At 42.4% G+C, this 11,477-nt stretch carries 12 protein-coding genes; 5 read left to right on the forward strand and 7 right to left on the reverse strand.

Annotated elements, in window-relative coordinates:
- The first annotated feature begins 136 nt into the window (after positions 1-136).
- A complete protein-coding gene (locus tag EXZ60_RS14360) occupies positions 137-859 on the forward strand; it encodes a LuxR family transcriptional regulator (RefSeq protein ID WP_017044271.1) in 723 nt (240 codons plus the stop codon).
- A gap of 3 nt (positions 860-862) precedes the next feature.
- Here EXZ60_RS14360 and EXZ60_RS14365 read toward each other — a convergent pair whose 3' ends face one another.
- The gene (locus EXZ60_RS14365) at positions 863-1,444 is read right to left on the reverse strand and encodes an acyl-homoserine-lactone synthase (protein WP_017046000.1); all 582 of its coding nucleotides are present in this window, start codon (positions 1,442-1,444) and stop codon (positions 863-865) included.
- A 300-nt stretch (positions 1,445-1,744) separates the two neighbouring features.
- Between EXZ60_RS14365 and EXZ60_RS14370 the strand changes: the two genes are divergently transcribed.
- Positions 1,745-2,230, forward strand: coding sequence for an acyl-CoA thioesterase (locus EXZ60_RS14370; protein WP_026027856.1), 486 nt, complete (start codon positions 1,745-1,747; stop codon positions 2,228-2,230).
- Between the two features lie 93 nt (positions 2,231-2,323).
- On the forward strand, positions 2,324-2,569 hold the full coding sequence (locus EXZ60_RS14375; protein ID WP_017047197.1) for a hypothetical protein: 246 nt from the start codon (positions 2,324-2,326) through the stop codon (positions 2,567-2,569).
- A 319-nt stretch (positions 2,570-2,888) separates the two neighbouring features.
- On the opposite strand, the gene malG is transcribed toward EXZ60_RS14375, so the two are convergent.
- From malG to malE, 3 genes are all read right to left on the reverse strand, one after another.
- Positions 2,889-3,779 carry a maltose ABC transporter permease MalG gene (gene malG / locus EXZ60_RS14380; protein WP_010317575.1) on the reverse strand — a complete coding sequence of 297 codons (891 nt, stop codon included), beginning with the start codon at positions 3,777-3,779 and terminating at the stop codon, positions 2,889-2,891.
- 12 nt (positions 3,780-3,791) lie between these two features.
- The gene (gene malF, locus EXZ60_RS14385) at positions 3,792-5,366 is read right to left on the reverse strand and encodes a maltose ABC transporter permease MalF (RefSeq protein ID WP_013868068.1); all 1,575 of its coding nucleotides are present in this window, start codon (positions 5,364-5,366) and stop codon (positions 3,792-3,794) included.
- 76 nt (positions 5,367-5,442) lie between these two features.
- Positions 5,443-6,624, reverse strand: coding sequence for a maltose/maltodextrin ABC transporter substrate-binding protein MalE (malE, locus tag EXZ60_RS14390; protein ID WP_026027705.1), 1,182 nt, complete (start codon positions 6,622-6,624; stop codon positions 5,443-5,445).
- Between the two features lie 657 nt (positions 6,625-7,281).
- On the opposite strand from malE, the gene malK reads away from it, so the two are divergent.
- A complete protein-coding gene (gene malK / locus EXZ60_RS14395; RefSeq protein ID WP_017045996.1) occupies positions 7,282-8,400 on the forward strand; it encodes a maltose/maltodextrin ABC transporter ATP-binding protein MalK in 1,119 nt (372 codons plus the stop codon).
- A gap of 70 nt (positions 8,401-8,470) precedes the next feature.
- Here the strand turns inward: malK and EXZ60_RS14400 are convergent, their stop codons facing one another.
- Both EXZ60_RS14400 and ppiC read right to left on the reverse strand, forming a co-directional pair.
- On the reverse strand, positions 8,471-9,142 hold the full coding sequence (locus EXZ60_RS14400; protein ID WP_013868071.1) for a LuxR C-terminal-related transcriptional regulator: 672 nt from the start codon (positions 9,140-9,142) through the stop codon (positions 8,471-8,473).
- Between the two features lie 374 nt (positions 9,143-9,516).
- Positions 9,517-9,795, reverse strand: coding sequence for a peptidylprolyl isomerase PpiC (gene ppiC / locus EXZ60_RS14405; RefSeq protein WP_026027858.1), 279 nt, complete (start codon positions 9,793-9,795; stop codon positions 9,517-9,519).
- 185 nt (positions 9,796-9,980) lie between these two features.
- On the opposite strand from ppiC, the gene EXZ60_RS14410 reads away from it, so the two are divergent.
- On the forward strand, positions 9,981-10,898 hold the full coding sequence (locus EXZ60_RS14410; RefSeq protein WP_013868073.1) for a chemotaxis protein: 918 nt from the start codon (positions 9,981-9,983) through the stop codon (positions 10,896-10,898).
- Here EXZ60_RS14410 and EXZ60_RS14415 read toward each other — a convergent pair.
- The gene (locus EXZ60_RS14415) at positions 10,895-11,272 is read right to left on the reverse strand and encodes an MmcQ/YjbR family DNA-binding protein (RefSeq protein ID WP_047687746.1); all 378 of its coding nucleotides are present in this window, start codon (positions 11,270-11,272) and stop codon (positions 10,895-10,897) included. The genes EXZ60_RS14410 and EXZ60_RS14415 overlap by 4 nt on opposite strands.
- Between the last annotated feature and the right edge of the window lie 205 nt (positions 11,273-11,477).

The following is an 11,477-nucleotide window of genomic DNA, read 5'->3' on the forward strand; positions in this document are numbered from 1 at the left end:
GATTGAGGCCAAAACCGACATTTGAACTAGATTTTCCCGCCAAATAGATAAACTATTTCATTATTTGCTCGTACTGTTACGGTTTTTTTTGATATAAGTGCCAATATAGTACGACGCAATTTAGAACTTTCGGCTTATGTACAAAATTCTGAGACTGATCCAAGAGAACCAACAAATCACTAGCCACGATGATTTGGAAAATGTACTCAATGGGCTCAATAACTTAATTGATCATGAATTTTTCCTCTTTGGCCTCTCTTTTCAACCCACGTTAAAAACCAGTGAAACGCTTGTCACGGACAATTACCCCAATAGCTGGCGACAGCAATATGATGAATCAGGCTTCATGCATATCGATCCAATTGTCAAATACAGTATTACCAATTTTTTGCCCATTCGCTGGGATGACGCTAAACGAGTCAATGATGATGGACGAGTCATTTTCGAAGAGGCGCGTTGCAATGGACTCAAAGCGGGATTTAGCATTCCAATCCATGGGCTTAGGGGGGAATTTGGCATGATAAGTTTTGCAACCTCAGATACCAAGTCTTACGATTTGAATCAACAAAGTATCCATACCTCACAGCTCATTGTACCGTTACTGGCTCATAATATTGGCAACATCACCCGTTACCATAAAGACGCAAAACCGAGAGCGGTGCTCACCGCACGTGAAGTACAATGCTTAGCTTGGGCGGCCGAAGGCAAAAGCGCATGGGAAATTGCCACGATTATTAATACGTCAGAACGTACCGTGAAGTTCCATTTCAGTAATGCTTGTAAAAAGCTTGGCGCGACGAATCGCTACCAAGCGATCACTAAAGCTATTTTAGGTGGCTATATCAATCCCTATTTATAAGGCTTATGCATTGACACTTGCACGATATGCTTCATTCATTGGAATATGCAAAGCGACAGAACGTGTACTTCCCAAAAGATGCACTTTTTTATCACCGAGTCTTTCGCATGGGATCCCCATCCGCTTAATCAATTTTTCCACACTGGCCGATGTGACCGTTACATAGGCATTGATGTGATATTGCTGGGCGTGATGATACAGCGACTGAAACATCTGCAGCGTAACATTACTCACGCCGCCCAATTGCGCCGAATGATCTTTATCGACCGCAAAACGACTCAGCTCATAAATCTCCTTTGCTTTGGGTGCTTGCTGCACACCGAGTAATTCTGAAAAAGTATCTTTAAGCATATAACGCGACGTCGTTGGCAAAATTCGCCAACACCCCACTAAATGACCCTGTTCCTCTTTGGCATACAAATAGTGTGCTTCTGGAACGTCGTACTCATCAGTCTCCATTTCTCGATTTGTTTTTAGTTCCCACTGCAAGCGTTGCGAAAAAACTTTATAGCGTAACTTCAGCAATGACACATAATCAGCTTGAGGGACACTTTGAAAGGTATGTGAATAAATTGAAATAGTCATGTGACTTCTCCTTAGGTTATTGGAGAAATCACGCTAAACAATCTCATCAGAGATAGAACCTGTTCGATCGAACAGTTACGTCGAAATACTGTTTAAACTATTATTAACGCAACTGAATAACTAACGCTCAGTTGGCTCAATAAGGTACAACATAAAGTAAATAACTCGTACCGCTCGGCTTTAAAAATCCTCTTAGGCAACTAAGAGGATTTTTTATATCTGCTGCATTCAAAATAATATTGCAGTTTGGTTAACGCTTTGTTATTTATGATTCCGTTAATAAAAAACAAGGATTCCCCAATGAGTAGTGGCCAACGTGCAATAACTTTGCGTTTTTTAGCAGAGCCCGGTGATGTGAATTTTGGTGGTAAAGTCCACGGTGGTGCTGTCATGAAATGGATAGATCTAGCGGCCTATGCGTGCTCTGCAGGCTGGAGCGGTAAATATTGCATCACCGCTTATGCTGGAGGGATCCGCTTTGTCGCTCCTATCCACGTAGGGAACCTCGTTGAAGTCAGCGCAAAAGTCATTTATACGGGAACGAGCTCAATGCATATTGCCATTGATGTGCAAGCGAGCGATCCAAAAGAGTTGAAAAACCAGCTGACTACCCATTGTATTGTCATCATGGTGGCTGTCGATGGGCAAGGTAAGCCCACCCCTATACCTGAATGGGTGCCGCAAACAGCAGAAGATATTGCTCTACGCCAATCAGCGATACGCTTAATGAACATGCGTAAAGAGATAGGGGAAGAGATGGAAGCTCACGTTAAGTACTTAAAATAACCACCCATGATGCGCTCAGTTGTCATTTTTTCTTCATCTTTATTTGCTTAAATCGAGTCCTCTGACATTTTGCATCGATGATAGGAAAAAACTTTGACTCTCAGAGAGATTACCTTGAGCGAATCAACGTTAGTCGACCCAAAATCAATTGAGTATCACTGGGTCCGAACGCTTTACGTTGAAGGTTACCAACCCCAAGAAATTAACCACTATATCCGTGCCTGCTTTGGCGGAGATGACACCTTCGCCGATTTGTTTCGCCGCGTTGCGCTGCAGCAAGAGAGCTTGTATGTCCTTTTGCAATACTTAGGCTGCGCCCCTTCTAGCCGTGAGTTCTAATTTTTTAGCTTTCCTTTACGACGTTACACAAAGATTTCAGATGTGAGTCGCATCCAAACACCATTTCACTTTTGAGACATTCAATTCATCATATACTGCATGCGCGTTACCAATAGCACCCTTTAATACAGATATAAAAAAACCCAAGCAATGCTCGGGTCTTGGTTACAAAAACTGTTAGTTTGTTGGATAGTAAGGAATAAAGCTAACAGCCAGCTATGCGTAACGCCAGATTTGCATATTACTTAACTGATCGGCGGCCAAACCAAATACGTTAAGCTAATACAATATGGGCGACCTCACGGTCGCCCTATCGTTATTATCCTTTCACACCACCGGCCGTAAGTCCTCCGACTAACCAGCGCTGTGCAAGCAAAAATACGACAGTGATAGGTAAAGCAGACAACACTGCTGCTGCTGCAAAATCTCCCCACAAATAGTTCTGAGGATAAAGATACTGCTGCATACCCACCGCTAATGTGTATGAGTTTACATCAGAAAGTAGCAAAGATGCCACTGGTACTTCACCAACCACCCCAATAAACGAGAGAATAAACACAACCGCAAGAATCGGCACAGAGAGTGGTAGCAGCACCAGTCTAAAGGCTTGCCATGGTGTAGCTCCATCTAAAGCAGCCGCTTCTTCTAATGAGTTATCTATCGTTTCAAAATAGCCTTTGATCGTCCATACGTGCAGTGCGATACCACCTAGGTAGGAGAAAATTAAACCACCATGCGTATTTAAGCCAAGAAATGGGATGTATTGACCTAATTTGTCAAACAGTGCATACATCGCAACCAGTGCCAGTACCGCTGGGAACATTTGAAAAATCATCATCGCTTTTAGAATGGTGTCTTTACCTTTAAAACGCATGCGCGCAAAGGCATAAGCAGACGTTGTCGATAGAGCCACAATGAGCACTGAAGTAATGCCTGCTACTTTCACTGAATTCCATAACCAAGTCAGAACCGGAAATGGCGGCGGTGTAACAGAGCCATCAGCATTAGTGACAGCAAAACCTAATGCCAATTTCCAGTGTTCTAAAGATGGGTTATCTGGGATCAAGCTGCCCGTGGCAAAGTTCCCTTCACGAAATGAAATCGCAATGACCATCAATAGTGGAAAAATGATCAGCGATAAAAATGCCCACAGAGCAACATGAGTCGCCCATAAGCGATATTTGAGAGATTGACCTTGTACCATCGCCATAACGATTACTCCTTAATTCTGTGACAGCTTCGTAAAACGTAAATTGAGTAGTGCTAACCCACCAACCAGTAAGAAGATCAAGGTTGCGATGGCACTAGCCAAACCGAAGTCTTGACCACCAGCTCCTTCAAACGCAATACGATAGGTATAGCTTACAAGTAAATCGGTGTAACCGGCTGGCTCTGAAGTACCAATCATATTCGGGCCACCTTGTGTCAGAAGTTGAATCATCACAAAGTTGTTAAAGTTAAACGCAAAGCTTGCAATAAGTAACGGAGTCATTGGTTTGATCATGAGCGGCAATGTAATACGGGTGAAGTTGTGTAAAAAACCTGCGCCATCAATCGCCGATGCTTCATATAAATCCTCTGGAATCGCTTTCAAAAGACCCATACACAAAATCATCATGTAAGGAAAACCAAGCCAAGTATTGACGATCAGCACCATACTTTTAGCGAGAAAGGGGTCTGAGAACCAGCTAGGACTAATGCCAAAAATACTGTTGAGCACCATATTGATCTCACCAAAGCTTTGGTTGAACAAGCCTTTGAAGATCAGAATAGAAATAAAGGCAGGAACAGCATAAGGCAGGATTAACAGTACTCGGTAAACGGCGCGACCTTTAAGCTCTTCCCATTGCACGACACTGGCTAGCACCAAACCAATCATGAGAGTAAAAATCACGGTTAAAGTCGAGAAAACGACCGTCCAGATAAAGATATTGATGAAAGGCTCTTTAATACCGTCATCTTTCCATACACGCTCAAAGTTATGTGTCCCAATTTTCACCACAAAACCAGGCGATACTGTCGCACCGATAAATTGACCACTTTCGTCAACTGGTTGATAAAAGCCAACATCCATATTCGGCCGTAGTATTTCGCCTGTTTGATTATTGACCAGCGTTTCGCCATCATCTTGCATGGTGTAAAGCGGCGATACGGCGGCAAACTTGCGCAAGCCACTCATGCGTACATCTTCACCACTAGGGAAATGCAGATCAATTGAGCTCAACGTAGCACGGTGATTAATAATGGTTTTAATCGGCTCTTTGGTGCCCTCAATACCCTCAATAGGTTGAAGGTCCATATCGGTCACCGATAAGCCATTTAAGGAAAACACGTCGGTAGCGAGCGTCTGCTCTCCATCTTCGATTGCAATTCGATAACCACTTTCCGTTTTGTATAGAGTGAAAGGATAGCTTTCCCCGCCCTGATAAGTTCGATCCAACAGCACGGTTTGTGCACGTTCTAAAGAGAGTTGGTTTTTAGCACTGTAGTTAGTAAAAGCCAGACCAACGGTGTAGGCCAAAGGAAAGAGGATGAATAAGATCATTCCCGCGATACCCGGATAAATATAGCGGTGTGCGTAAGTATGTTTACTGCCGAAAATATAAAGGGCCAGAGCGGTAAGAATGAGAGTAAGCAGCGCAAAGGCGAGCTCACCGCGAGAATACATAAGAATAGTGGCGTAACCGTTAACGATACCAACCGTACCTAATAATGCCCATTTAATGAGCACATTTTTACTGGAAGGAAGTGCCGTTTCGGGTGCTGACAAAGCATCTGTACCTTGAACTGACTGCATAGAAGAACCTGCTAGCGATATAAACGTAAAATGAAGGAGAGGTTACCCTCTCCTTAAGGGCTTGACCAAAACCGAATTATTTAGTCATTTGTTTTTCTGCATCAGCCAGTGCGGCATCGACAGTTTGGCGGCCATCTACAATATTGATAATTGCACTTTTCGCACTGCCCCAAAATGCATTCATCTGAGGGATGTTCGGCATAATTTCGCCATTCATTGCGTTATCCATTGTCGCGGCGATGCGTGTATCTGCATCAAGCTCACGTTGGAAAGAGTTAAGAGCCACCGCGCCAAGAGGTTTATCATTATTGACCATGCGCAGACCATCATTGGTGAGTAAGTAGTTTTCGATAAACTCAATCGCGAGATCTTTATTTGGAGAAGCGGTGCTGATACCAGCCGTCAATACGCCCACGAACGGCTTGGAAGATTGCCCGTTAAATTTCGGTAATGTCGTCACACCGTAGTTAATGCCTGATTTTTCAATGTTGCCCCAAGCCCACGGACCGTTGATCGTCATTGCCGTTTTACCTTGGTTAAACGCAGCTTCAGAAACAGAGTAGTCCATATCCGGAGAGATCACGCCTTTGTCCACTAAGCCTTTCACGAAGTTCATCGCATCTTTTACGCCTTTATTCGCGATACCCGCATCTTTCACATCATAACCATCAATCGTGTATTTGAATGCGTAGCCGCCATCAGCAGCCATAAGAGGCCATGTGAAATACGGTTCTTTCAAGTTCCACATGATGGCCGTTTTGCCCTCTTTCTTAAGTTTGGCGTTCAACGCTTCCACTTCTTCCCAGCTTTTCGGTGGGTTTGGCACAAGATCTTTGTTATAGATGAGAGACAAGGATTCTACCGCGACTGGGTAGCCGATGATTTTACCGTTGTATTTCACCGCATCCCAGGCAAAATCCACGATACCCTCTTGAATCGCTTTTGAAGGTTTAATTTCAGCCAGCAAGCCAGCTTCTGCATAACCACCAAAACGGTCATGAGCCCAGAACACAATATCAGGTCCATCACCCGTTGCTGCGGTTTGTGGGAATTTATCTTGAAGTGCGTCAGGGTGAGCCACGGTCACTTTGATACCCGTGTCCGCCTCAAATTTCTTACCCACTTCAGCCAAACCGTTATAGCCTTTATCACCATTAATCCAAATGGTGAGTTGTCCTTCTTCAATAGCAGCATGTGCACCAAACGAACCAAGAGCAACTAGAGTACTTAGCGCGACTGTGCTTAGGGCGTTTTTCATGTTCATATCCTTTTTATTTTTGTGTTGTAGGGCTCACCAACAGGTTTCGCCGTATTTCGTCATATATAATCAGAGAAAACCTAACTTGACTCATCCTCCTACGCCCTACGCCCTCGATATTATGGACTATTTTCGTGATCATCATCGCTCAAGGTTAGAGAGCTCAATCACAAAAAAATACCTTTTTGTGACATGCTTCCACTTAACAGCCATTAATTATTTGAACTGGATCTAACTCAGCCCTTAAACCCCTCCTCCATCGCATCCATCGCTACTCCCCCCTATAAAAAACTCAATTAGGAGGATGTATCAAACACACACATCACACAAAATACAGTCATCCCAGAGTGGATAGTAAGAGCCTTTTCCAGTAACTCGTCGTTTACTGGCTTACATCGCTAGATTGGTTTGCTGTCATAAATGAGCGTTCGTGGTAATTGATTTTATAACGGGGGAGACGCTCAATGTGCAGGGGAAGTGAACTAAATCATTGGCATGGATGGGTGATGCTTTCTTCAAACTCCCTTAATTTGAAGACATCACCCTTTTTCTTACATTATTAACCACCTTACCCAATTCCTGCTGTCATTGCCTGCAAGAAAACTCATATAATGATGGGCAGTGATTTATAAAAAATATTGATCGAGGACGAGCTCTATGGCGAGTGTCACGTTAAAAAATGTATGTAAAGCATACGGTGATGTATTAATTTCTAAAAATGTCGACTTAGAAATTCAAGAAGGCGAATTTGTCGTCTTTGTCGGTCCATCAGGTTGTGGGAAATCCACCCTACTGCGTTGCATCGCAGGCCTAGAAGATATCACCTCGGGTGACTTGTTTATTGGCGATAAGCGAATGAATGATGTTGAACCTTCTAAACGTGGCGTCGGCATGGTATTTCAATCCTATGCGCTCTACCCGCACCTTAATCTTTTCGACAACATGTCTTTTGGCCTAAAGTTGGCCAAAGCCGATAAAAAGGAGATCGAGCAACGTGTTGAGCACGCCGCCGATATTCTCCAGCTCAGCCATTTGCTTGAACGTCAACCTAAGTCTCTTTCAGGTGGCCAACGTCAGCGTGTCGCGATTGGGCGTACTTTAGTCTCACAACCGAATGTATTTTTGCTTGATGAGCCGCTGTCTAACCTAGATGCAGCGCTGCGCGTACAGATGCGTTCAGAGATAACCAAACTGCAACGCAAATTGGGCTGCACTATGATTTACGTTACCCATGACCAAGTCGAAGCAATGACAATGGCTGACAAAATCGTGGTCTTGGATGCTGGTTTCGTATCACAAGTAGGCAAACCACTTGAGTTGTATCATTACCCAGAAAATCGTTTCGTCGCAGGCTTCATCGGTTCTCCTAAAATGAACTTCATGAGCGTATTCATCGAAGATGTCGAAGCCGAACGTGTGAAAGTTCAACTCTCTAATGGAACCTCATTTTGGATTTTGGTCGATGGCACCACGATCACTCGCGGCGAGCGTATGTCATTAGGTGTGCGTCCAGAGCACTTGCTGAGCGCTGAAGATGGTGACGCGAAAATTGAAGGCAAAGTGATGATGGTTGAGAAACTCGGCAATGAAACACAAGTCTACATGAACTTGAAAGGCTCTGATTCTGATGTAATTTACCGCCAGCCTGATACTTTGGGTGTTGAAACAGGTGATACATTGACAATTGGTATTCCAGGGCATCGCTGCCATCTCTTCCACAGCGATGGACGTGCATGCCGCCGCCTTTACAAAGAAAAAGGCATCGAAGCCGAATAAAAAGAAATTCAGTTCAGAAAATAAGACAGCCCCTATCAAAGGGGCTGTCTTATTTAAAAATAAATAAAATTTAATTAAACTCTTCAATACCAATATTATCTTTTGCCCATAATAATGCCTGAAGTCTATTTTTAGCATTTATCTTTTTAAATACATTATGTAAATGTGTTTTTACTGTATTTTCACTTACAAACAACTCATCTGCAATTTGCATATTAGATGCACCACAGCCAAGTAGCTTAATTATTTGCTGCTCTCTTTTCGTTAATTTAGCATAAGCTTGAGAGGTAATAGATGAATTACCTGCACGATAATGCTGTATATATTCCTGAGCCAATTTTCGATTAAACCACATTTCATCATCAAGCACTTTTTCCATGCCCTTAACTAAAGATTCAAGCTGATCATTGGTATAAAATACACCTACAAGATTCTGCCATTTAAAGAGCATTTTAGGTTCAATATCTAGCGGGCAATTAATAAGCACTTCTTTTGCATCAGGGCAGGATAAGCGTTTAAATGCTGAGTAATCAGCAAAATTATTTTCATCAACGCGAGAATAGTCGATGATAACCAATTGAATTTTATAGGATGATAGACTGTTATCATTCATCCACGTATCGCAAAGCGGAGAGATATCAATACTAATCGGCAACTTTGACTCTAGCGAATCTTTAAGTAAGCGAGACTGCATACAAACATCAGAAAGCAATCGAACGTTAATTTTTTTTTCTTCACTCATTTTAAACTCCTAGATCATACCGCTCACTTGATAAAACTAACGTTAAGCGACTATAAGTCAATATCTCAAAATAACCCGCTCTCATTTTAATAAAAAACCTAATGAATAAATCCATTTAATTCATGAAGTTATTGTGGATTCTTATTTATGAGAACAAATGGCTGTTTTATTTATATACCTTACTACTTGACGTGGTTTGGGTGTAGTAGGCCATTCTATAAAAGGTAATGGAATAAAAAGATAAAGAATCAAGTGTCATTCCTAACGAATGAAAAGCACCACACATTTCTGGTTTTGAGAAAAAGCGTGGCACTCACTGCTCATTGACTATTACTTTAAAAATCAACGTCGATGAGAAAATCACCCTATTGAGGCTAGGTCCGATATAGAACTTTTACAACATGCCAACCAAACTTGGTTTTCACCAAATGGGGTGTCAGCACCTCTCCAGTGAAACAGATTTTATCAAATTGAGGTACCATCTGCCCCTGACGAAACTCACCCAGATCGCCCCCTTTTTTACCCGAAGGGCAGGTAGAATATTTTCTGGCTAATGTTTGAAATTTCGCTCCCTTTTTTAACTGAGCGATAATATCTTCAGCTTGTTCTTTATGCTTCACTAAAATGTGAAGAGCCGCTGCCGTTCTTGCCATCATTTTTCTCAATAAATTTGCTACTGCAAATAGTGTAACGGATGCTTTTCAAGAGTCCAACCCCAATGTAAGAGTGCAAAAGATCAATAAACATACGGTTATACTGTTTATTTGCATTTAACGTATTGCCGTCAGTAAGAGATCGTTTAGTATTAAGCATAAGAAACAACGTTGAGTAAGGTGTTATGGCTAAAACCCCCAGTAAGGCAAACCAATCCCAAGGCATGTTGATGTTCACATTGAACACTCAGAAACAGCTTTTTGCTATCGGGACTCTGAAAGTACGAGAGATTGTCCCTTACATGCCAATGACACAAATCCCATATTCTCATCACCATGTGATCGGAACGGTGACTATCCGTAACTTGACGGTACCTGTCATTGATATGGCTGCCGCCATTGGCTTTAGAGCAATTCAACCTAGCGAATATAAACAATGCTACTTAATCGTGACGGACTGCCTGCGAACCGTAGTTGCGTTTATGGTACGTAGCATTGAAAAAATCATCGAGTGTGACTGGCGAACAATCGAGTCTTCACCTGCAGTGGCGGGAAAAGACGTTTTTGTCACTGGCATAACCCGCTATCAAAAACAGATTGTGCAGTTACTTGACGTCGAATTATTACTTTCAAAAATTTATCCACAGTATGAATCAACTAAGATCCCGATGCTGACTGATATTGAACGTGAACGATTAAAAGCACTGCGTATTTTACTGGTGGATGATTCATCTATTGCACGTAAACAATTGTCAGATGCCTTAGACAGTATCAACATCCCTTACCAAATCTGTAAAAATGGGCTTGATGCCATTGAGCTGATGCGTCAAGACGCTCAACATCAACGTGCGATCGATTTGCTGGTCAGTGATATTGAAATGCCGGGCCTTGATGGATATGAACTGGCCTTTGAGGTTCAAAATGATCCAATGCTGAGCCATGCTTATTGTATTCTTCACACCTCGCTTTCCAGTGAGATCTGTTTGGATAGAGCTCACCAAGTCGGAGCCCACGAAGCTTTGGAAAAATTTAACGCGACAGAATTGATAGAAGCGATGCTGCGTGGCGCAAAAAAACTGGAACAACGTAAGGATACCGCTTAATCAAGTTTTGCTTGCACAAACAGAGCCTGAAGCGCTTCTCTATCTGATTTTTTCAGTTTACTCACTACAAGCTGATAAGAGCGTTCACATAATTCCTGTAACATCATCTGGTCCACATCTCCGTTTAACTTAACGGAGATCCAGTGTCTTTTATTCATATGATAACCAGGACGAATAGCGGAAAAGGCACTGGTCAGAACTTCACCATCTTCGGGAGTGCACTTCAATGTCACAAACGGCTCTTCTCTCGACTGAGAAGTATAGGCAAACATTTTACCGCGAATTTTGAAAACCAACGCGTCAGGACCAAACGGATAGCTACTTTCTACCTGAGGTAAAATATCCAAAAACGATTCAATATCATACATCTCCATCTATTACTCCTTGATTCAGTAACCAACTTATTTTAATCATTCAGCGATTCAATATATAAAAAACCCCCTACTATGTCTGTAATGCCGTTCACTTAAGAGTGAACGGCATTTTTGTTCTTAGCATACCGTTGTGGTCTAGGCTTAACTGTTCTAGGGAATGTTCTTTCCCTTCGCCCTTCAAGTATTAAGCTTTCAGCCATGTTGT

This window comes from Vibrio sp. 1151_11 (genome assembly GCF_029478525.1).
Classification (GTDB): Bacteria; Pseudomonadota; Gammaproteobacteria; order Enterobacterales; family Vibrionaceae; genus Vibrio; species Vibrio anguillarum.

Bases quoted from the DNA above. Each gene is read 5' to 3' on its own strand.
- EXZ60_RS14360 (WP_017044271.1), top strand. From the start codon at position 137: ATGTACAAAATTCTGAGACTGATCCAAGAGAACCAACAAATCACTAGC.
- EXZ60_RS14365 (WP_017046000.1), bottom strand. From the start codon at position 1,444: ATGACTATTTCAATTTATTCACATACCTTTCAAAGTGTCCCTCAAGCT.
- EXZ60_RS14370 (WP_026027856.1), top strand. From the start codon at position 1,745: ATGAGTAGTGGCCAACGTGCAATAACTTTGCGTTTTTTAGCAGAGCCC.
- malG (WP_010317575.1), bottom strand. From the start codon at position 3,779: ATGGCGATGGTACAAGGTCAATCTCTCAAATATCGCTTATGGGCGACT.
- malF (WP_013868068.1), bottom strand. From the start codon at position 5,366: ATGCAGTCAGTTCAAGGTACAGATGCTTTGTCAGCACCCGAAACGGCA.
- malE (WP_026027705.1), bottom strand. From the start codon at position 6,624: ATGAAAAACGCCCTAAGCACAGTCGCGCTAAGTACTCTAGTTGCTCTT.
- malK (WP_017045996.1), top strand. From the start codon at position 7,282: ATGGCGAGTGTCACGTTAAAAAATGTATGTAAAGCATACGGTGATGTA.
- EXZ60_RS14400 (WP_013868071.1), bottom strand. From the start codon at position 9,142: ATGAGTGAAGAAAAAAAAATTAACGTTCGATTGCTTTCTGATGTTTGT.
- ppiC (WP_026027858.1), bottom strand. From the start codon at position 9,795: ATGGCAAGAACGGCAGCGGCTCTTCACATTTTAGTGAAGCATAAAGAA.
- EXZ60_RS14410 (WP_013868073.1), top strand. From the start codon at position 9,981: ATGGCTAAAACCCCCAGTAAGGCAAACCAATCCCAAGGCATGTTGATG.
- EXZ60_RS14415 (WP_047687746.1), bottom strand. From the start codon at position 11,272: ATGGAGATGTATGATATTGAATCGTTTTTGGATATTTTACCTCAGGTA.